We start from the raw sequence: 19,738 nt of genomic DNA, 5'->3' as shown, positions 1-19,738 counted from the left end.
CTGTCGCAGCGCCTCACTCACCGTCGGCATCGCCATGCCCAGCGACGCGAACTCGGTCCTCCACCAGCGCCCTGACACCACCCGGGCCTTCCCGGACACCTGCTCCGCGGCTCCCAAACCAGGACGAACCCGATTCGGAAACCCTTGAAACGACAAGATCCCGCCCGATCACGATGATCAGACGGGATCCCGTCAACTTCAGTCCAGCCGTCTCAAGAACGGCCCGCGGTGGAGATGAGGGGATTCGAACCCCTGACCCCTTCGATGCGAACGAAGTGCGCTACCGGACTGCGCTACATCCCCATGGACTCGACTAGATTAGCAAACTCCCGAGGGTCCTCGCGCCACCGTTTCAGTCCCCCACCGCCCGCTTGGGCGGCTCGGCGTACTGATCGAACAGGACGTCCGTATGCAGGGAGGTGAGGTCGATGATCTCGGCCTCCGCCTCTTCCACCGCCCGCCGCTGCTCGCGTGCCCGCCGCTGCCGCTCCGCGCGGCCCTGGCGGGCGCGTTCTCGGCGTTCGCTGTCCACTTGTACGGCGATGCGCAGAAACGCCATGTACGCCAGCATGATGACCACAGCGGGCGCCACGCCCCACCACGGGATCATCTGGACCGCAGCCGTCACCACGGAGGCCAGCACCAGCAGGCCGGTGAAGAAGAGGAGCCGGCGCCGGCGGGCCACGATGATGGCGCGGCGGCGCAGCCGGAACTGGCGGACGTCGACGACCTCCGCAGGCGGTGCCCCGTCGTCCTCGTCGGTGTCCGAAGGGTCCAGGTTGTCGAGATCGGGCAGCGCGTGTTCGCCGGTGTAGTGCTCTTCGAGTTCGGCCAGTTCGGCCAGATTCGTCTTGTCCCTGCGCAACCACATCGGGATCAGGACACAAAGCCACATCACGACGATGGCCAGATAGAGGAGGACGCTGCTCACGACCACCTCCGGGCAGCACGAAGACGCGGGTGTGCTCGTCGCGCCTTCAATGTGCTCACGTCACGCACCGTAAGACCGCGTGTCACTGATTGACGAGCATTCGGTGCGGTGTGTCGCGAGATCGTCAAACCTCTTCGACGGGAGACCCACCGTGAGCGGCTGACTCACGAGCGCGACGCCACTGCACGAGCAGCCCGCCAGGAACGTCCTCAACGGTCAGCGCGTAGCAAATGTGGTCGCGCCAGGCTCCGTCAATGTGGAGTTGGCGACGCCGAATGCCTTCTTCCCTGAATCCGAGCTTCTCAACCACTCTACGGCTGGCTTGGTTCTCGGGGCGGATGTTCGCTTCCAGCCGATGCAATCCGGTGGTGAAAAAGCAATGGTCAACGGCCATGGCGAGGGCGGTAGGCGTGATCCCCTTACCCGCCAGCGCACCGTCGATCCAATATCCGACCTGGGCAGAACGGGCAGATCCCCACACGATGGCGCCCACGGTCAACTGCCCCGCGAACCGCCCCCCGTACGTCACCACCCAAGGCAGCGCCAACCCCTGCCTGGCCTCGCGGCGCAGGGTGCCGACCATGGAGATGTAGGGCCCGAGCCCGGTCCTGAACAGCGGTGTCTCAGGATTGCTCGGCTCCCACGGACGCAGCCAGTCGGCGTTGCGCAGCCGAGTCTCACGCCACACGCGCACGTCACTCAGCCGCAGCGGCCGGAGGCCTACCGGGCCTTCGTTAAGAGTCGCCGGCCAGCCACGAAGTCGATCCACATCTCTCATCATCCCCCTATCGGGCATGATGTCGCCACGGGTGGCCGATCGGCACCTCTAATCGCGGTCAACGCGGGTGATCACCGCCCCGGATCTGATCGACCGCGTGCCGCAAAATCGGCGCGAGTACGGCGACGCCGTCGCGTACGCCACCGGAGGATCCAGGCAAATTCACGATCAAGGTGTCACCCGCCTGTCCCGCCAGCCCTCTGGACAACACGGAAGCGGGCACCTTTTCCCGATTCGCCAGCCGAACGGCCTCGGCGATACCGGGAATCTCCCGAGAAATCACCCGAGCCGTCATCTCCGGCGTCAGATCCATGGGCGTCAGCCCGGTCCCCCCGGTGGTCACGATGACGTCATAGCCGCCCGCCACCCCATCGCGAAGCGCCCTCTCGACAGCCTCGCCGTCGGGCACCACCACGGGACCCTCCACGTCCTCGCACCCAGCCTCACGACGCAGCAGATCGACCAGGAGAGGGCCGGATTTATCCTCATAAACCCCGGCCGATGCCCGGTTCGACACGGTGATCACCAGCGCGCGGATCATTCCGGATCCCTGGTCCAGCGGCCGGTCTTGCCGCCCAGCTTCTCCTCCACCCGCACATCCGTGATCACCGCGGCCGGATCCACCGCCTTGACCATGTCGATCAGTGCCAGCGCGGCCACCGAGACCGCCGTCAGCGCCTCCATCTCCACGCCGGTACGGTCGGCCGTCTTCACCCGGCACGTGATCGCCACGCCCCAGTCCTCGACGTCCAGGGTGACCTTCACCCCATGCAGGGCGATCGGATGACAGAGCGGGATCAGGTCGGGCGTGCGCTTCGCCCCCATGATCCCCGCGATCCGCGCCACCCCCAGCGCGTCGCCCTTGGGCACCTCGCCCGACCGCAGCAGCTCCACCACCTCGGCGGACAACAACACCCGCCCGGTGGCCGTGGCGGTGCGGGCCGACACGTCCTTGGCGGAAACGTCCACCATGCGAGCAGCGCCGGTCTCGTCGATATGGGTCAACTCGCTCATAGCCGGATCACCTCGACAGCTGTCCCCTCGGCTATTTCGGTCACGTCCTCGGGCACCACGATGAGCGCGTTCGCCAAGGCCAGGGCTGCGAGCTGATGAGAGCCCTGCCCATGCACCGGCGAGATGGTGCCGTCGGAGGCCAGCACCCCGCGCAGGAACGACCGCCGCCCAGCAGGCGACCGCAACGGCCTGGTGACCCGCGCGGTGACCGTTTCCAGCACCTCACTGGGCAGCCCGCGCATCTTGTCGAGCGCAGGACGTACGAACAGCATGAAAGACACGAAAGACGACACCGGGTTGCCGGGGAGGGCGAAGATCGGCACCCGATCCTCCCCCAGGACGCCGAACCCCTGCGGCATCCCCGGCTGCATCGCCACCTTCTCGAACCGAACCGTGCCAAGCGGCGACAGAGCCTCCTTGACCGGCTCGTACGCCCCCATGGACACACCGCCGCTGGTGATGATCGCGTCAGCGCGTACGAGATGGGTGTCGAGTTGATCGAGCAGGACGGCCGGATCGTCCCCCACGGACCCGGCGCGGAACCCCTCGGCGCCAGCCTCGCGCACGGCGGCGGTCAGGGTGAAGCTGTTGGAATCCCAGATCTGTCCATGAGCCAGCGGCGCACCCGGCTCGACCAGCTCGGCGCCGGTCGAGATGACGACGACCCGGGGGCGCGGGCGGGCCAGGACACGCCGCCGCCCCACCCCGGCGATGATGCCCAGCTGCGCGGGACCGATCACGGTGCCCGGTTTGAGCACGACCTCACCGGCTTGTACGTCCTCCCCTGCCCGCCGAACCGCATTGCCGACCTCGACCGGACGATCGATCAGTACGGAGACCGTCCCCCCATCCGTCCACTCCACCGGCACCACGGCATCGGCCCCGGCCGGCATGGGCGCCCCGGTCATGATCCGTACGGCATGCCCGGGCCCCACGGCCCGCAACTCCACGGATCCGGCCGCCACATCGTCGATCACCGGCAACCTAACCGGAATTTCCGAAACATCCTCAGCCCGCACGGCATAGCCATCCATGGCCGAGTTGTCGAACGGCGGCAGCGGCACCGGCGATGACAATTCCTCGGCCAGCGTCGCCCCCAGCGCCTGCTCCAACTCCAGCTCCAGCGGCGCCAGCGGACGCACAGTGGCCAGGATCTCGGCCAGATGCGTGTCAACCGACTTCATTGAGGAACTCCCGCAACCAGGGCACGAAATCCGGCGCCAGATCCTCCCGGTCCGCCGCGAACTTCACCACCGTCCGCAAATAGTCGAGCTTGTCACCGGTGTCGTATCGCCGCCCCCTGAACAGCACCCCGTGCACGGGCCCGCCGTCGTCGGGGCCGCGAGCCGCGAGCGTGCGGAGGGCGTCGGTGAGCTGGATCTCGCCTCCGCGCCCCGGCGGGGTATTCTCCAGCACCTCGAACACCGCCGGATCGATCACATAACGCCCGATGATCGCCCAGTTGGACGGCGCCTCATCGGCCGGCGGCTTCTCCACCAGGTCGGTCACCCGCACGACATCGTCCTCGGCGGTGGGCTCGATGGTCGCGACGCCGTACAGGGAGACCTGCTCCTTCGGCACCTCCATCAGCGCGATCACGCTGCCCCCGAACGTGTCACGCACCTCTATCATGCGTTTGAGCAACTGATCGCGGTAGTCGATCAGGTCGTCACCGAGCAAGCAGGCGAACGGATGATCACCGACGTGGTGCTTGGCGCAGAGCACCGCGTGGCCGAGCCCTTTGGGCTCGCCCTGGCGTACGTAGTGGAGGGTCGCGAGTGAGGCGGGCTCACGAACCTGGGACAGCCGATGCTCGTCGCCCTTGGCCTCGAGGGCTTCCTCCAGCTCGAACGCGCGGTCGAAATGATCCTCGATAGACCGTTTGTTCTTGCCGGTGACCATGAGCACGTCGAGGAGCCCAGCGGAGGCGGCCTCCTCGACGACATACTGGATCGCGGGCTTGTCGACGATGGGCAACATCTCTTTCGGTGTCGCCTTGGTCGCCGGAAGGAACCGGGTGCCCAGACCCGCGGCGGGCACGACGGCTTTCGTCACAGGGTCGAAGTCAGCCATGAGTAGACCCTAGTGGAGGGATCTGTGGACAAGCTGAAGCTGCGCCGCGAGCTTAACGCGGCGCGTACCTCCCTCTCCCCCGAACAGCTGCGGGCAAACGCCATCAAGGTCCGCGAAACGCTGCTCGAACAACCGTGGGTCCAGATGGCCGGTCTGGTGGCTTGCTACTGGTCAACGGGGTCGGAGCCGGATACGCACGGGCTCGTGTTCGCTCTCTGGAAACACGGCGCCACGGTGATCCTTCCGGTGCTTCGTGACGATAATGACCTGGATTGGGCAGTGTACGACGGGCCGGACACGCTCGCCCCGGGCCGCTACGGGATCATGGAGCCGGTTGACACGCGCCGCGGCGTCGACGCCGTTCGCACCGCGGCGCTCGTGATCGTGCCCGCGCTGGCGGTGGACAGGCGGACAGGGGTACGCCTCGGCCGCGGCGGCGGCTCGTACGATCGGGCCCTGGCCAGGGTGGGCCCGAACGTTCCCACCGTGGCCTTGCTGCACGACGGCGAGTTGATCGAGGGTGTTCCATCGGAGCCCCACGACCGCCGAGTCCGTTTTGCGATGACGCCCGGGGGACTCACTACTCTTATGTGAACGCAGGTACGAGAGGGGGCCAGATGACACTTGATGTCTGGCTTCTTGTCGGTGCCGGAATTGTCATCGCGGCGATCGCGTCGGTACGCATCGCGCATCGCAGTGGTCTGCCCAGTCTTCTACTGTTCCTGGGCTTCGGTCTGCTTCTGGGAGAGTCCGGGTTCGGGATCCCTTTTGACAACCCTCAGGCGGCCCAGCAGATCGGTCTGACCGCGCTGGCGGTGATCCTGGCCGAAGGTGGCCTCACCACGAACTGGTCCCATGTGCGGCGTTCCGTCCCCATGGCCCTGGTGCTGGCGACCGTGGGCGTGACGGTCAGCATCGTCGTGCTGGCGCTGGTCGTACAGGCGCTTCTGGGCATCGACCGGACAACGGCCCTCATCCTGGGCGCGGTGCTGGCCTCCACGGACGCCGCGGCCGTCTTCTCCGTGCTGCGCAGACTGCCGCTGCCGCCGCGGCTGGCGGGCGTACTGGAGGCGGAGTCCGGGTTCAACGACGCCCCCACGGTGATCGCCGTCGTGCTGCTCAGCGGTGCGTCGCATGCGCAGGCGACCGTGGGAACGTTCCTACTGGAGACCTCGGTCGAGCTGATCATCGGCGCCGCGGTCGGCCTCGCCATCGGCCCGGCGGGCGCCTACGCACTGCGCCGCGTCGCCCTCCCCGCCTCCGGCCTCTACCCCATCGCCGTGCTCGCGCTCACCTTCGTCTCGTACGGCGGCGCCGTGCTGCTGCACGGCTCAGGCTTCCTGGCCGTCTACCTGACGGCGTTGATCCTGGGCAATTCACGACTGCCGCACCGGGCGGCGACCAGGGGGTTCGCGGAGGGCGCGGCGTGGCTGGCGCAGATCGGACTCTTCGTCATGCTTGGCCTGCTGGCCAGCCCCGAGGAGATGCCGTCGGCCATCGTGCCGGGCCTGATCGCCGGCACCGTCCTGGTCCTGCTGGCGCGGCCGCTCTCCGTGCTGGCGAGTTCCCTGGTGGCGCGGGCTTTGCGACTGGGCAGGACGAGCTGGCGCGACCAGGCGTTCCTGTCGTGGGCGGGGCTGCGCGGCGCGATCCCCATCGTGCTCGCGACCATTCCGTGGGCGTCCGGCCTCGAGGGCTCCAAGGAGATCTTCAACCAGGTTTTCGTGATCGTCATCGTGTTCACGCTGCTCCAGGGGCCGACGCTGCCGTTCGCCGCCCGGTTGTTCGGGGTGAGCGCGCCCGGGGAGGCGCACGACCTCGCGGTCGAGTCGGCGCCGCTGGAGGAACTCCAGGCGGACCTGCTCCAGGTCAGGATCCCGGCCGGCTCGCGCCTGCACGGCGTGGAGATCTTCGAGCTCCGCCTGCCCGCCGGCGCCGCCGTCACCTTGATCGTGCGCGACGGCAAATCCTTCGTGCCCGCCAGCACCACCAGGATCAGGGCGAACGACCAGCTCCTGCTGGTCACGACCGCCTCCTGTCGCGACCAGGTGGAGCGCCGCCTGCGCGCCGTGAGCCGCAGCGGCAAGCTGGCCGGCTGGTACGGGGAGCGGGGGCTGGAATAGGTGTTTGTCCCCATCGGTTACCATTAGCAGTCGCATCGCTCGAGTGCCAGACCTGAAGGAGGAGCGCGTGCCGACATACCAGTACGCCTGCAACGACTGCGGTGAGCAGCTCGAGGTCGTTCAGAAGTTCACCGACGATGCGCTGACGGTTTGCCCGAACTGCCAGGGAAACCTGCGGAAGGTGTTCTCCGCTGTCGGCATCGTGTTCAAGGGCTCCGGCTTCTACCGGACGGACAACCGCACTTCGTCGACCTCCCCTTCCACGACTTCCCCTTCGACGTCGAAGCCCGCGGAGACCAAGGCCGCGGACTCAAGCTCGTCGACCCCGGCCACCGCACCGGCCGCCGCCTCCAACTGATCCCCCAGGCCGACCCGAGACGGTCTTTGGCCTGACCATTCAGTACGAGCCCAGCCACGCAGCTCAGGCCCGGCTACCTGGCGCACGGACGATGGCGTCGGCGTGAGCTGGGACGATGGCCCCGGCGTGAGCACGGCCGCCCTGCGGAGGCACATCGGCCCAGCGCAAGTCCGGCCGCCCTACTCGAGCCCAGCCATGACCGCTCAGTTGTGTGAGCACAAGCACACAGCTCAAGCAGGACCATGCGGCTTGCGCACAAGTGCCCCCTGGCGTCTCCCCCCTTTCCCGCACCGAGACGACCTCACCAAGGATCGCCCGCACCAAATCCGCCCGCCTGGGACAGCACCATCAACCCCCTGAACGGGACCGTGGACATGATCGTCTGATCGTCGCGCAGCCAGCGGCATCCCGAGCACGAGCGCGATAACGATGAGTTGATCCCCTGTTGCCACCCGCAACGATCCTACTCTTCGTACTGGTGTGCCCACCCACCGCAACAGAGTTATCCACAGAACGAGATTCGGCCCGCACTCGCTCACCGACAATCCGGCTACTCTCTCCGCCATGGTCACTCGCGCAGACATCGGCGTCATCGGCGGCTCGGGCTTCTACTCACTGCTCGACGACGCGGAGGAGATCGAGCTCGCCACGCCCTACGGGCCCCCGAGCGATGTTGTCACAGTCGGACGCATCGGCTCGCGTTCCGTGGCGTTCATCCCCAGACACGGGCGAGATCATCGTTTCCCGCCGCACCGCATCCCCTATCGCGCCAACCTCTGGGCACTGCGCTCGCTCGGCGTCCGTCAAGTGCTCGCGCCCAGCGCCGTAGGTTCGCTACGAGCGGAGTACGGTCCCGGCGCCTTGGTCATCCCCGACCAACTCGTAGACCGCACCTCAGGCCGCGTACAGACTTATTACGACATAGACGGCGCAGTCCACGTCTCGTTCGCCGACCCGTACTGCCCGTCGGGCCGAGCGACGGCCGTACGGACCGCGAGATCCGGCGGGTGGGAAACGGTCGACGGCGGCACTCTGGTGGTGATCGAGGGCCCGCGTTTCTCCACCCGGGCGGAGTCACAGTGGTACGCGGCCAACGGCTGGTCGATCGTGGGCATGACCGGCTTCCCGGAGGCGATCCTGGCCCGCGAGCTGGCCCTCTGCTACACGTCACTCTCCCTGGTGACCGACCACGACGCCGGAGTGGAGGCGGGTCAGGGCGTCACCCATGACGAGGTCCTCGAGTTCTTCGCCCAAAACGTCACCCGCATGCGCACCCTGGTCGCCGAGACCGTCGAGGCCCTGCCCGACGAGCGCACCTGCCCCTGCGGCTCCGCCCTCGACGGCATCAAGCTCCCCTTCGAGCTGCCATGATCCGGCCCTGGTTGCAGCGCTACGGCCGTCGCCGCCGCCTCATAGCGGCGGCGCTGGCCGCCACAGCCGTCATAGCCGCATTTGTCGCCACCCGCCCACCCCCATCCCCCACAGTCCTCGTAGCCGCCCGCGATCTGTCCCCCGGCCCTCTCCACCCGGACGACCTCCACCCAGTCGCCCTCAACCACCCACCAGCAGGAGCAGTCCGTACGTCCACGGCCGGCCAAGTCCTGGCAACCCCCATGCGCAAGGGCGAGCCGCTGACAGACGTCCGCCTCCTCCGTTCGTTCCCCCTCCCACCAGGCATGATCGCCACCCCGGTACGCATTGCAGACCCGGCAGCCGCCAAACTCCTCTCCCCCGGCTCCACGATCGGCGTCCTGGCAGCCTGGGAGGAAGGCCAACCAGCCCACACGATCGCCGAGGACATAACCGTCATCACCATCCCCGCACCAGACACCGACGACAGCCACGGCACATTAGTAGTACTGGCGACGACCCCAGCCCAAGCCGCCAACCTAGCCGCAGCCCAGACCAGCGGCCGCCTTTCGATCACCATTAAACCTAACTTAAGGTAATCGTTCAGCTACGATTCCTTGCCATGAACGGATTCAAGAAGTTCCTCACGCAGGGAAACGTCATCGACCTGGCCGTCGCGGTCGTCATCGGAGCGGCCTTCAACTCGATCGTGCAGTCGTTCGTGGCCGACCTCCTCACCCCGCTGATCTCGGCGTTCGGCGGCCTACCCGACTTCTCCTCACTCAAGGTCACGATCGGCCAGTCCAACTTCATGTACGGCAACTTCATCAACGCGGTCATCTCGTTCCTGATGGTCGCCGCGGTGATCTACTTCCTGGTCGTGAAGCCGTACACACACCTCAGAGACCGCGCCACCACCATGGTCGAGACGAAGACCCGTGAATGCCCTGAATGCCTGTCAGAGATCCCGAAGGCCGCCTCCCGCTGCGCCTTCTGCAGCACGGAGATACTTCCGGTCTAGAGGTCTCATCCCATTGATGATCTTCACGACTCCGAGGTGGATAAACCACACTCTGATCCTTCCGACCGATCGTCACGATCATGAACCAGCTGCAACCATGTGCTCACAGAAAGTGGGACCCGGCCATCAGGGCGTGGGGTCCCTTCCGGCTACCGCAAAGGTAGGGGTACGTGGACGTAGAAGCGGAGATTCTCGACTTGAAACTCCGTTTGGAAGCCCTCGAAGCGACCGCACGTTCCGGTGGCGCAGCCTCCGGCGACGTCGGGGCTCGACGCCGGCACCCGAACATCCCGGCGGCAAGCTGCACTCGCATGGAGGGCATACAGACCGACATCACCGCGACATCGATCGCCGTCGCCGAGGTGAAGGCCGAGATCGCAGACCTACAATCCGAGATGACCCAGGACATCGACGCCCTCAGCGTCGAACTCGCAGGCCTTCGACGGCACACGAACGAGCACTTCACGTCCGCTCGTTCTGAGATGGTGCAGAAATTCGACTCCCTGCGGTGCGAAATGATCGAGCTCGGCCTCAGGCTCGATCGATTGCTGGCGAAGAACGGCGCCTGAGACCACCATGAGCCCCTGATCTGCATCGGGGGCTCACGCTGAACCCTTTGAAACCAAGAGACTCAGAGCAGCGAATCGATCTTGGGATCGTACTCCCAATGCCACGGCTCGAACGGGCTGCTGTAGGCCCACGATGGATGGAACCACCCGTACCTCTTCGAGTTCCTCTCCATCCACACGAACTCGGTCGACCCGGACCTCTCCACCCCGCCACACAGGTCCACAGCGAGCCCAAGCCCGTGGTTGCTCCGCCCAGGCACCGCCGCGAACCCCGGCCGCCGATAGTAGATGGACTGCTGCTCAGCGAGACTCCGATAAGCATCGGTAACACACATAGGCTTCCCGAACCGCCGCCGAAAAGCCTCGTTCAGACTCACGAACGCGATGGTCGCGTCGGCCCTCAGACTGAACCCCTTCTGCTGCAACGGACAGAGCATGCCCTTGGGAATCAGCCCGTTGGGATAGTCGCCGGCCGTCGCCGCCTGCAGCGGATTGCACCCCAGCGCCGCCCGCCCCACCTTGTCAACCTTGATCCCCAGCTTCACCAGCGCGGCGGTCAGAGACTTCACGATCTTGTCCGAACGCTGCCGAAGCGTATCGACCTCAGCCGCGAGCTGCGCCTCAGCCAGCAGGTTTCCGGCCCGAAGCTCCTGCGCCTCACCGGCCAGCCGCTCAGTCTCTTTGTAGAGCGCACTCGTCTGCTCAACAGCCTGCTGCCGCACGGTCACGATCTGAGTCGCATCGGTAAGCGCCCGCAAGGTGCCCTCATCGGCCTCCCCCGACAGAAACGGAACGACCCCATCAGCCACGATCGGCTGCTCGTACAGCAACTCAGCCATCTGCGACACAGGCTGCCGCATCACCGCGAGCCGCTGCTCCAGCTCCTGCAGCGCCGTGAGCTTGGTCTTGAGCTCCTTCTCGGAGGCGGCGATGGTGGCCCGCCGCTTCTCGAGAGCCTTGGTGGCGTCCTCGAGCTCCTTGGCCGACCGCTCGGCCTCCTTGCGCAACTCAGTCAGATTGGACGGATCCCGCAGCTCCTGCACCTGCGCCCGGGCCTCCGTAGACGGCACGAAGAGAGAAGCCATCGCCATGACGACCGCGATCAGACCCGCTGATCGAGGGGCTGGCACGTTCGACTCCTCCGTTTGCAAACTCGTTACCTGGGTCAGGCACGCACGTTACTACAGCCCCCCGAGTGCCCGGACCGAACTCCGGAGAGCTGTTATGAGAGAAAAAGCCCACTTTGTACGGCCAGCGCCCGCAACCAGCCACAACCCATGCCGCCCCGCCCACCTGGAACCCCACATCCCCACCCCAGGAGCCCCAGGCGTACCCGCTGCCGCCGACCCGGTCCGCAGAGCAATCCCGGGTCGCACCCGCCAGCGCCACACCACTCACAGCCCCCACAACACCTCAACCACCAAAGCGCTCAGCCACCACCCTCAAATCCCAGGCAACCAACTGTCACTGACACCTTGCCCCGCCTCCTCCTCCCGTTCCCGGCACAACTCCCACAACCAGGTGTCCTCCCACTCCCCAGGACATCCGGCCCGAGTCCGCCCAGGCGCAGGCGTAAACGGCTCCTCAGCCAGAGGATCAGGAGCAGCTGCAACAGCGGACGAACCCCGCGGATCGGGCACGACACGCACGGGCGCAGGCACACTGCCTTCGTACCGCCGATCCGGATGAGCAGGCGCAGGCACCAACACCGGCTCAAACGCCACCCCCCCACGACCACCGATCACCCTGGAAGCCTCCACACCCCCCTCAAGCCCCCGCATCTCCCCAGCCAGCAACCCTCCAGCAAGGATCGCCGGCGCCAACAGCGCCCCAAACAACACCACGGGCCGCCGACGGGCTTGCTTGCATCGCCTCCTGGTCACAGGCGAACGCTATCCACGCGCGATGCGCAAGAATCTGATCACTTGTCATGCCTTTACCGCAGCTCAGAGCACCCATAACCAACCCCACCAAACTCATCCCGTGCCCACGTCCCACGCACTGCCATACTTTCGCTAGGCTTACGGGAGTCCGCCTCCGTAGCTCAGGGGATAGAGCACCGCTCTCCTAAAGCGGGTGCCGCAGGTTCGAATCCTGCCGGGGGCACACTTCTCCACCAGGCATTTCGGCCTCTGACCTGCGGTTTCTCGGCCGCAGGTCTTTTGCTTCCAGACCTTGGATAGGTCGCCAGAAGCACCCGTATGCAGCCGTAGGACCTTGATCACGGGATATATACGGGATGATCTTCACGGCGTTTCCCCAGCTCACTGCGCTGAAGTACTTTGCGGCTTCGCCCTGGGGACGTTGTCTATGGGACCGCGTCGTCCCACCTGACGCGTCAGACCAATCCGGGCGATGCGGTTGCTGTGGCAAAGACGCGCAGTTCAATGGCCTACATCTTGGACCCCGAGCCTGGTCAACGCGCCCGAAGTCGCCAAGCCAGGCCCGCCCTCGACCGCGTGGCCGGGCTCATGGCCCAGAACATCTGGACCGGCCCGGCTGCACAACGCTTCGCCGACGAGCTGACCGGCCAGCGCCAGGCCTTGAGCAGAGGCTGCGCCGCCGCGGTGGACGAACTCCGGGCACTGTTAGCCCGCACGCCGGCGGACAACCCGGGCTAGCCATGGGCCAATTGGAGGGCATGGTCCCCCACCGCGTCCGCAGCCTGAAGGACGCACTACGCCAGGCCGAAGTCTCACTGGGCTCCATCGGCGAGGAGCTGTGGAACATCCTGTGCGGAGCCTGGCTGTCGACCGCCTCCGCCGACGCCATCCCTCAGACGGCGGCATGGGCCGGAACCCAGGGCCCCGAGATCAACAAGCGGCTACTCCTCCTGGAACGCATGGAACTGGCCAAGCCGGAACTGCTCGGCGGGGGCAAGCCACCGATCTCCGCCGACGACTCCCTGCTCGCCCCCGGAGTGATCCTGCCCACGGCAGGCGGCTTCTGGGAACGCCCGTCCTGGCCCGTGAGCTACAGGCCTACCTGCGCTGGCGCAACGCCAACGCCCATCACCCCGACGTGCTGGCCGCCCAACGCCGCGAACGCGCTCGCATTCGCAGCGAACGCCAGCAGCGCTGGGGCCGCACCCGCCACAAGGCCGCGTGATCAAGCCCGGCGAACGTTCGTGGTCACCCCACTAGACGGATTCGTCGCCTGGCGACGTGAGGTCGATGTAGGTCCGCGTGAACATTGTCAGTGGGCTTATCCCTCCAGTCGGCAAGTCACCCACCGTCTCCCCGCCGTTGATCGCTTGGTTCACCCTCAAGACGAGATCGTCTGATGTCACCTTCGGCGTACTGGTGACCACTCGTAGCTGAGCAGCCCATTCCTCGTCTGTGAACTGCGATTGCCACAAGTAGAAGTACCGTTTCCACTCGGTGGGCACATCTTCAAGACCCGGGAGTAATTCGGAGGCCAGCACCTGTTCCGCGGTGGTGACTGCCAGCGCCAATAGATTCGCTGAATAGTACGCGTACCGCTCCGCAGGACTGGCGATCCTGGGCCGGTAGCTGGGAAGATCGACATCGGGCTGCGCATTAAGCCGCTTGAATAGTCGCCGTACCAGGGCGTGCCAGCGATCAGCCTCCTGTCCCGTTTTGGCCAGTTCTCCCAGGAACGCGACCACAGGTGTGCGCGACGATAGGGTTGCCCACGACAGCAGCGAGCGCAGCAAAGAATCATCAAGACTCTCCGTGAGGATGCGGCGGGGCATGGAGACCATCTCGGTCAACAGCGACTTGACGAGCCGTGCGATGAGGAACTCGCCAAACGTCGCATGGAGGAATTCGTAGGCTTGCACCACATCCGCGTCCCGGGCAGCCTTTGCCTCGTAAATGAAGAAGAACCGACCGAAGGTCTGCTCGCCGGGGCTGGCTGGCGTGGAGAAGCTGGGCTCTCGCAGATCTTGGCGAAGAGCGCCGAGATCGTCGCTTACCTGCATCGACGTGGCCCACTGGGTGCGCCGGTTGAGCATGGAGAAGGCCACGAAACCCAGCCGCTGCAGCTCCATTTCCGCTCGGTCATTCAGTTCGTCGTCCGGGCACCGGCCCTTCTTCAGCTCTCGCTTGACGAAGCTGATCATCAATTGCTCGTACAACTCGGCCTGGCCCAAGCCGGGAGCAGCCTTCCCAAGGGCGTTGTCGTCGGCGTCGTACAGCGCGAGCATGAGCAGGAGCAGCGGCTGTTCGGCGAGATCTCGGTGGGCCAACGCGAGGTCGAGCGCGAAGGGCTTCACACCAAGCTTATTGAAATACGAGGCGTTGGTCTTGTTCCACACTCTCAGCCAACGGCCGATCTGGTCCTCGTCGAATGGCTCGAGCCGCGTGACAATGGTGCTGATCGAAGGCTTCGCACAGTGGAAGACAGCAGTTCGCGACGTGACAATCACTGCGACAGTACGCCCCGCCGCCGCCTCCCTTTCTTGAAAGCGTTCAACCTTTCCCAAGTAGTCGGACTGCCTGACACCTGTGGCTTGCAGCAGTTCGTCGAAGCCGTCTAGGATCAGCACCGGCAATGCATTGCCGGCCGATCTGGCAAGAGCGGGCCACCGCAGCTTCTCCCCAGTCGCGTGATAGATCGCCTCTTCGATCTGCTCCTGGATGTCAGCGTTCGCCGACACCTCGCGCAACGGCACCCGGATGGGGAAGAACGCCGTTGGCAGGCGGGCACCAAGGATCCTGGTCAGAACCGACTTGCCCGCCCCTGGCAGCCCCAGCACAATCAACGGCATGCGACCGGCCGCCGAACGCGTCAAGCAGGCCGTAATGAAGCTCGGCAGGTCTTCGCGTACCAGCTTGTCCTTCCACCAGGACTCCATGCTCGGGTTGTCACGGCCCGACATGATCTCACCCGCACGAAACCGCTGCGGGAGGTACGCCTCCTCCAGGGTCGGCAACCGCATGCCGGGCACATCGCCGGTTTCCGCTACTGAACACGCGAGTGCGTTCTGCTGTGCATTTCTTAGTGCCTTGAGCTCGTCGGGGAGGACCTTACCAGCGGTCATTCCGGCCAGGACCCGCTCCAACCCCGCAAGGCTGGCCCGGGTGGCTTGATGCTCCATCATTTGGGCCCACAACGCGAATTCGGGCACATCGCCCGCGAGTCGCCGGTAGCCATCCTCGTACCGAGCCAGCGCGAGCCCTGGGAGCGCCATACCGATTTCGATGGTGACCCGCTCCATCCCATGGGCGGTCAGCTCATCCCATCCAGCGACGCCCTGCAGGACCCTAAGGATATTATTCGCGAGTCTTTCGTAAAATTTGACGATATCGACCTTGACGTCCTCATATGGGCGTTGTGGCGAAGGACCCGGAGGAACCTCGAGGCCGTCCAGAACGTTGCGCACGTTGGCCTGGAGCATGGTGCGCCTCTTAGAATCGAGCTTGCCCGCCGCTTGTTTGGCGAGCTTCAGGTCGTCGCCCGTGAATGGCAGCCTCAGGTCATCTACGGCTTCAAAGAGCGACGTGAACACGAGGATTTCGTAAGCAGCCTCGATCCGTTCGGTACGGCTTCGCCAGTCGTCGCCAGAGCGCCATTCGCGCCATCGCCCCAGTAGGTCGTTGCCCAGCTTGATGAGCTCGTTCTTGGCGTCGACGAGGTCCCAGAGGCCGAGCGTGCCCAAACCGAGTAGCGTGTCCAGCTTCTTGATCGCCGGATCCGTGCCACCCAGTAGACGCACTGCGTCGCCGTACCGGTACTCACGGTTCATGTCGGGATTATGAAGCCATCGGCGTGGATGTGTCCGCGTTTCCTGGCAATCACTCGGGCGTCCCACAGGCACGAGTGATCGCCGGAAGTCAAGCCTAGATCTTTCATGATCTCGCCGTGGTCGACTGAGGCGTTCGGCTGGGAGCGGGCAGGGTTCCACGGGGCCGCGGATTGTCCTTTCTGCTCGTGGGGGCGGCTTTGCGGGTGGTCAGGTCGGGGTGGGCAGGGCTTGCAGCCGGGTCAGAGCGGTGATGATCGTGGATGTCCAGGGCCAGCCGGCGGCGATGCGCAGATGTAGCCGTCGGCTGCCGCGGACCAGGCATCCGGCCACCGCAAAGAGCCGCAGCCTGAGACGTTGGGGGTTTGCGTTTGTAGCGGTGGGCCGGGGTGCCGGGCAGGGTGAGCATCTGCATACAGGCGATCAGGTCGCAGGCCAGCGCGACCAGCTCCAGCCAGATTTGGTTCTGGGCCAGGCCGTGCAGGGCAGGTTGCGCAGGCCGGCTACCTCCTTTTGGGCAGGCAGGCGATCCACGCTCCGAGCGATCCGCCAAAGGGTGACCTACAGGGGGTGCTGAACGGCGTCTGGTGGAAGAGGCGCACGGGCATCACCTGGCGGGAGGCACCCGACGGTACAGGATCTGGCAGACGCGCACTCTCTCGCATCAACGAACGGCTGCACACGGCTCCAGCAGTCCCGCGAGGAACTCCTGCGTCGCCGGATCGACTGAGTACACGGCGGTGCCCATCATGCCGCGGGTCAGCAGCACCTTGTAGGTGTTGCGGATCAGCCGGTCCGCCTGTTCGTCGCTGACCCCCTTCCGCATCAGCGCCGGGTCCTTGCTGGCGCTGCGCACGGTGACCAGCTTGCCGTCGCGATAGACGAGGTCCGGACCGAAGATCACGCCGTTCCAGTCGTACTCGAAGCCCTGCGCGGTGTAGACGCACCCCACCTGCTCGAACCCACCGGGCGCCGAGGCCCACAAGGCACTGGCGGGAGCGTTCCCCATGGCCCTGTCACCCTTGACGTTCCACGGCCGCGCCCAGTCACCGACACGCACATCTGCGACCAGGCTGTCATCTCCGTTCGGGGCACTCCAGGGCCAACAGAAACCGGCCGTCATCCGCGCTGAGTACCCCGCTTCCAGCTGGCTCCGCAGCAGAGCCTCCAACTCGTAGGGCGACTCGGTGAGGGAAACCGCGAAGTGGTCGTCACCCGTCCACGTCTCCGGAGCGCCGCCGTCGAGGCCCAGCAGGCGCAGCACCCAATCCTCGTACTTGCGGCTCCCACCACAGCGGAACTGCGCGTCCAGATCGACCTGGTGCACGGCTAGACCAAGAGAATGGGCGTAGGTGGTGATGTCGGCGACCCGTCCCATCTCGCCCGGCCGTACCACCTGATGCTCATCCAGCAGGAAGACCGGCATCCTCGCTGCGTTGATCAGCTCGTCCAACTGTGGCCGGCCCGTTCGCTGGGCCGAACTAGTGAACCTGTTGGCCGAGGTCTCGCGAATGCGGTGGGCCTCGTCGCAGATGAGAGCATCCAGATCATTGGGCTTGGCGGTCATGAAGTTGTTGAAGTACTTGAACATCGCCTTCATCCGGGTCGACCCCTTGGCGACAACGCGCCTCATCGTCTCAGTGAAGGAGCGTGAACCAGTGGCATGCAGAGCCGAGTAACCGCGGCCAGAGAGCTCACCCAGCAGGGACAACGCGATGACGCTCTTGCCCGAGCCAGGCCCTCCGGTGATGATCACCACCTGCTTCGAATTGCCCGCTCGAGCCTTCTCGACTGCATGCAGCACCATCTCGTAGGCCAAGCGCTGCTCGGCCAGCAGGACGAACTGATCGCGGTTCTTGATCTCCTCGGCGGCGGCCTTGAGGAGTTGCTTGGACGGCCGGATGGAACTGGACAGCAGGCGATCAGCCGCCGTGGCCCCAGGCTTGGGCGCGAACTGCGCCTTGAGATAGTCGACGAACTGGCCCCGGCGCGTCTTGCTGAAGAGCCGGGTGCGCTCGTCCTCGACATGGTCATAGAGATCGTGGATGTCCGGGTCGCTGGCGTTGTGCAGGTAAGCCACCCCACGCACCGCATTCCGGTGCTGGTCCAGGGCTCCGACGAAGTCGGCCAGATAGTCGCAGTAGCCCCGCACCTGCACAACCGGGTGAAGCTTGGGCCGATGATCCATGCCGGGCACCAAGACGAGATCAGCGTCGTCCTCGTACAGCTCGGCCTGGCTCCACTGCTTGAGCTCGACGATCAGGTAGGAGTCGGCTCCCGTGCGCCGGTCGTGCCCGGCGAGAATGACGTCGGCCCGCTTGCTGGTTAACGGGAGCTGGTACTCGATGAGCATCTCGACGCCACCAAGTCCCGCTTCGACCAGATCTCGGGCCAGAATCGGGATGCTCCGGTCCCAGGACCTGCGTTCCCCCTTGCCTGGATTGATGCCTTGGGTGGCGCGCAGGTGATCAGCGATCACATCGCTGAGGATGCGCTCGGGCACCGATTCAGACACCAACTGGACCAGGCTTTCTGCCGAATGCCGGAAAACGGCCACGGATACCCCCAGGCAGCACGAAAGACTCGTGCGGTATGGGGGCATGTCCGCCACCAAAGCGGAAGCCCGTCGGGCCGCATCACCGATACGTCCAGAAGATTACGGGATCTTCCTTCGATCCGGTCCCCGATCAGCCAACGAGAGCCTCCAACGGAGCACCAGGCGATACCTGCATGCGGCCAGAAGACCTTGATCACTCGATACAGAGATGATTTGGAAGGAATTCTCCGAGGTACGTACCGGATCAGGGAATGGCCTGTTGCCGGTGAGATGCCCGCGCCTAGGGTGTCATCGTGCAGCGCCTGCCCTCTTCGACCTCGACAGGACTCACATCAGCCGCGATACCGCATTCTTGCACTGGGCGGAAGAGTTCGCCGAGCAACGACGGCTGGCCCGGAGGGCGTGGCCTGGCTCGTCTCCCTGAACAGGAACAGGTAAGCGCATCAAGAGGTCGTCTTCGGCAAGGCATGCGAGCGTTTCCTGCTGCCGGAACCTGCCGACGAGCTGTGGGCCGCCTATCGCGAGCGCATGCTGCACATCGTGCGATGTTATCTGGGCGTGCTGGAGGCATTGTCCGAGCTGAGTGCCGCGGCATAGCAGGTCTGCATCGTCACGAACGGCATGGCCCACAACCAGCTCGGCAAGCTGCACCGAACCGGCCTGGCCGACGTATTGGGCGAGTGCGCCGTGTCGGGCGTCGAGGGCATCCGTAATCCGGAGAGCCGACTTACCGCCCAAGGAGCTCACACCACTCCTGGCGGATCTGTACCGTGCGCTACCCAATTCCTTGGATAGCCGCTGGAAGAGAGAGCATGGCACAGCCGGGGAAGAGGGCTGGCCGGGTGCGTCAAAGCGCGTGCATCGTCAGGCGCTGATCGGGAGGTTGCGAGCGCGGGTGCGCGCCGAGGCACGGAGGCCGCTTAGGTAAGGATGGAAGGCGTGGTGGCGGTTCTGATCCAGGTTGAGGGGGAGATCCAGCAGGGCGATCAGTTCGGATTCGCCAGTCCAGGGTTCGTCGTGCTGGATCCAGCACACACGGGCGTGTTCAGCCATCCAGGCCGTCAGTTCCTTCTCGCCAGTCTGGCCGAAGGTCAGCCGCTTCCCCCTGCCCACCCGACGGAGCTCAAGCCCTAATGGGGCTTCGCCCCAGCCCGACGAGCCATGTGTGGCGGTGGGGGTAGATGAAGGGGCTCCGGCCGGAGGAGACGGTGACACTGAGTGTCCCGTTATTGACCGCCTGCTGGCAGTGGTAGGCCA

General features: G+C 65.4%; 19 protein-coding genes and 2 tRNA genes. 9 read left to right on the top strand and 12 right to left on the bottom strand.

Annotated features, from left to right (window positions below; all coding sequences use genetic code 11):
* Positions 1 to 229: 229 nt before the first annotated feature.
* The 7 genes from ACFLIM_RS11280 to galU all read right to left on the bottom strand — a co-directional run bounded on the left by ACFLIM_RS11280 (position 230) and on the right by galU (position 4,796).
* A tRNA-Ala gene (locus ACFLIM_RS11280) sits at positions 230 to 303 on the bottom strand.
* A 49-nt stretch (positions 304 to 352) separates the two neighbouring features.
* A complete protein-coding gene (sepX, locus tag ACFLIM_RS11275; protein WP_393164451.1) occupies positions 353 to 931 on the bottom strand; it encodes a divisome protein SepX/GlpR in 579 nt (192 codons plus the stop codon).
* Between the two features lie 124 nt (positions 932 to 1,055).
* Positions 1,056 to 1,709 (bottom strand): GNAT family N-acetyltransferase, encoded by a 654-nt coding sequence (locus ACFLIM_RS11270; RefSeq protein ID WP_393164821.1) that lies wholly within the window; start codon positions 1,707 to 1,709, stop codon positions 1,056 to 1,058.
* Positions 1,710 to 1,767: 58 nt separating this feature from the next.
* Positions 1,768 to 2,250, bottom strand: coding sequence for a MogA/MoaB family molybdenum cofactor biosynthesis protein (locus ACFLIM_RS11265; RefSeq protein WP_393164450.1), 483 nt, complete (start codon positions 2,248 to 2,250; stop codon positions 1,768 to 1,770).
* Positions 2,247 to 2,723, bottom strand: a complete 477-nt coding sequence (moaC, locus tag ACFLIM_RS11260; protein ID WP_393164449.1) for a cyclic pyranopterin monophosphate synthase MoaC — start codon at positions 2,721 to 2,723, stop codon at positions 2,247 to 2,249. Before moaC ends, ACFLIM_RS11265 begins: the two co-directional genes overlap by 4 nt.
* On the bottom strand, positions 2,720 to 3,907 hold the full coding sequence (gene glp, locus ACFLIM_RS11255; RefSeq protein ID WP_393164448.1) for a molybdotransferase-like divisome protein Glp: 1,188 nt from the start codon (positions 3,905 to 3,907) through the stop codon (positions 2,720 to 2,722). Before glp ends, moaC begins: the two co-directional genes overlap by 4 nt.
* The gene (galU, locus tag ACFLIM_RS11250) at positions 3,894 to 4,796 is read right to left on the bottom strand and encodes a UTP--glucose-1-phosphate uridylyltransferase GalU (protein WP_393164447.1); all 903 of its coding nucleotides are present in this window, start codon (positions 4,794 to 4,796) and stop codon (positions 3,894 to 3,896) included. The genes glp and galU overlap by 14 nt, the downstream gene beginning before the upstream one ends.
* Before the next feature lie 24 nt (positions 4,797 to 4,820).
* Between galU and ACFLIM_RS11245 the strand changes: the two genes are divergently transcribed.
* The 7 genes from ACFLIM_RS11245 (at position 4,821) to ACFLIM_RS11215 (ending at position 10,217) form a co-directional block, all read left to right on the top strand.
* Complete coding sequence (locus tag ACFLIM_RS11245) at positions 4,821 to 5,390, top strand: 5-formyltetrahydrofolate cyclo-ligase (protein ID WP_393164446.1); 570 nt, start codon at positions 4,821 to 4,823, stop codon at positions 5,388 to 5,390.
* A 23-nt stretch (positions 5,391 to 5,413) separates the two neighbouring features.
* Complete coding sequence (locus ACFLIM_RS11240; protein WP_393164445.1) at positions 5,414 to 6,919, top strand: potassium/proton antiporter; 1,506 nt, start codon at positions 5,414 to 5,416, stop codon at positions 6,917 to 6,919.
* Between the two features lie 67 nt (positions 6,920 to 6,986).
* Positions 6,987 to 7,277 carry an FmdB family zinc ribbon protein gene (locus ACFLIM_RS11235; RefSeq protein WP_393164444.1) on the top strand — a complete coding sequence of 97 codons (291 nt, stop codon included), beginning with the start codon at positions 6,987 to 6,989 and terminating at the stop codon, positions 7,275 to 7,277.
* 564 nt (positions 7,278 to 7,841) lie between these two features.
* Positions 7,842 to 8,648, top strand: a complete 807-nt coding sequence (locus tag ACFLIM_RS11230; RefSeq protein WP_393164443.1) for an S-methyl-5'-thioadenosine phosphorylase — start codon at positions 7,842 to 7,844, stop codon at positions 8,646 to 8,648.
* Positions 8,649 to 8,953: 305 nt separating this feature from the next.
* Complete coding sequence (locus ACFLIM_RS11225) at positions 8,954 to 9,226, top strand: RcpC/CpaB family pilus assembly protein (RefSeq protein WP_393164442.1); 273 nt, start codon at positions 8,954 to 8,956, stop codon at positions 9,224 to 9,226.
* Between the two features lie 23 nt (positions 9,227 to 9,249).
* Positions 9,250 to 9,648 (top strand): large conductance mechanosensitive channel protein MscL, encoded by a 399-nt coding sequence (gene mscL, locus ACFLIM_RS11220; protein ID WP_393164441.1) that lies wholly within the window; start codon positions 9,250 to 9,252, stop codon positions 9,646 to 9,648.
* A 170-nt stretch (positions 9,649 to 9,818) separates the two neighbouring features.
* On the top strand, positions 9,819 to 10,217 hold the full coding sequence (locus ACFLIM_RS11215; protein WP_393164440.1) for a hypothetical protein: 399 nt from the start codon (positions 9,819 to 9,821) through the stop codon (positions 10,215 to 10,217).
* 62 nt (positions 10,218 to 10,279) lie between these two features.
* Here the strand turns inward: ACFLIM_RS11215 and ACFLIM_RS11210 are convergent, their stop codons facing one another.
* On the bottom strand, positions 10,280 to 11,347 hold the full coding sequence (locus ACFLIM_RS11210) for a D-alanyl-D-alanine carboxypeptidase family protein (RefSeq protein WP_393164439.1): 1,068 nt from the start codon (positions 11,345 to 11,347) through the stop codon (positions 10,280 to 10,282).
* A gap of 903 nt (positions 11,348 to 12,250) precedes the next feature.
* Between ACFLIM_RS11210 and ACFLIM_RS11205 the strand changes: the two genes are divergently transcribed.
* Together ACFLIM_RS11205 and ACFLIM_RS11200 are read left to right on the top strand one after the other, a co-directional pair.
* Positions 12,251 to 12,323, top strand: a tRNA-Arg gene (locus ACFLIM_RS11205).
* 281 nt (positions 12,324 to 12,604) lie between these two features.
* Entirely contained in the window at positions 12,605 to 12,838 is a 234-nt protein-coding gene (locus ACFLIM_RS11200) for a hypothetical protein (RefSeq protein WP_393164438.1), read from the top strand.
* Positions 12,839 to 13,356: 518 nt separating this feature from the next.
* On the opposite strand, the gene ACFLIM_RS11195 is transcribed toward ACFLIM_RS11200, so the two are convergent.
* The 4 genes from ACFLIM_RS11195 to ACFLIM_RS11180 form a co-directional block, all read right to left on the bottom strand.
* The gene (locus tag ACFLIM_RS11195) at positions 13,357 to 15,927 is read right to left on the bottom strand and encodes an NACHT domain-containing protein (protein ID WP_393164437.1); all 2,571 of its coding nucleotides are present in this window, start codon (positions 15,925 to 15,927) and stop codon (positions 13,357 to 13,359) included.
* Positions 15,928 to 16,588: 661 nt separating this feature from the next.
* Complete coding sequence (locus tag ACFLIM_RS11190) at positions 16,589 to 18,481, bottom strand: DNA/RNA helicase domain-containing protein (RefSeq protein WP_393164436.1); 1,893 nt, start codon at positions 18,479 to 18,481, stop codon at positions 16,589 to 16,591.
* Positions 18,482 to 18,808: 327 nt separating this feature from the next.
* Positions 18,809 to 19,228 (bottom strand): hypothetical protein, encoded by a 420-nt coding sequence (locus ACFLIM_RS11185; protein ID WP_393164435.1) that lies wholly within the window; start codon positions 19,226 to 19,228, stop codon positions 18,809 to 18,811.
* A 117-nt stretch (positions 19,229 to 19,345) separates the two neighbouring features.
* On the bottom strand, positions 19,346 to 19,696 hold the full coding sequence (locus tag ACFLIM_RS11180) for a GIY-YIG nuclease family protein (RefSeq protein WP_393164819.1): 351 nt from the start codon (positions 19,694 to 19,696) through the stop codon (positions 19,346 to 19,348).
* Positions 19,697 to 19,738: the final 42 nt, after the last annotated feature.

Source organism: Nonomuraea marmarensis, from assembly GCF_043197025.1.
Taxonomy (GTDB): domain Bacteria; phylum Actinomycetota; class Actinomycetes; order Streptosporangiales; family Streptosporangiaceae; genus Nonomuraea; species Nonomuraea marmarensis.
This window is presented reverse-complemented; position numbering and strand designations above follow the sequence as displayed.

Bases quoted from the DNA above. Each gene is read 5' to 3' on its own strand.
- ACFLIM_RS11265 (WP_393164450.1), bottom strand. From the start codon at position 2,250: ATGATCCGCGCGCTGGTGATCACCGTGTCGAACCGGGCATCGGCCGGG.
- moaC (WP_393164449.1), bottom strand. From the start codon at position 2,723: ATGAGCGAGTTGACCCATATCGACGAGACCGGCGCTGCTCGCATGGTG.
- ACFLIM_RS11270 (WP_393164821.1), bottom strand. From the start codon at position 1,709: ATGAGAGATGTGGATCGACTTCGTGGCTGGCCGGCGACTCTTAACGAA.
- ACFLIM_RS11195 (WP_393164437.1), bottom strand. From the start codon at position 15,927: ATGAACCGTGAGTACCGGTACGGCGACGCAGTGCGTCTACTGGGTGGC.
- ACFLIM_RS11240 (WP_393164445.1), top strand. From the start codon at position 5,414: ATGACACTTGATGTCTGGCTTCTTGTCGGTGCCGGAATTGTCATCGCG.
- glp (WP_393164448.1), bottom strand. From the start codon at position 3,907: ATGAAGTCGGTTGACACGCATCTGGCCGAGATCCTGGCCACTGTGCGT.
- ACFLIM_RS11225 (WP_393164442.1), top strand. From the start codon at position 8,954: ATGATCGCCACCCCGGTACGCATTGCAGACCCGGCAGCCGCCAAACTC.
- ACFLIM_RS11200 (WP_393164438.1), top strand. From the start codon at position 12,605: ATGGCCTACATCTTGGACCCCGAGCCTGGTCAACGCGCCCGAAGTCGC.
- galU (WP_393164447.1), bottom strand. From the start codon at position 4,796: ATGGCTGACTTCGACCCTGTGACGAAAGCCGTCGTGCCCGCCGCGGGT.
- mscL (WP_393164441.1), top strand. From the start codon at position 9,250: ATGAACGGATTCAAGAAGTTCCTCACGCAGGGAAACGTCATCGACCTG.
- ACFLIM_RS11230 (WP_393164443.1), top strand. From the start codon at position 7,842: ATGGTCACTCGCGCAGACATCGGCGTCATCGGCGGCTCGGGCTTCTAC.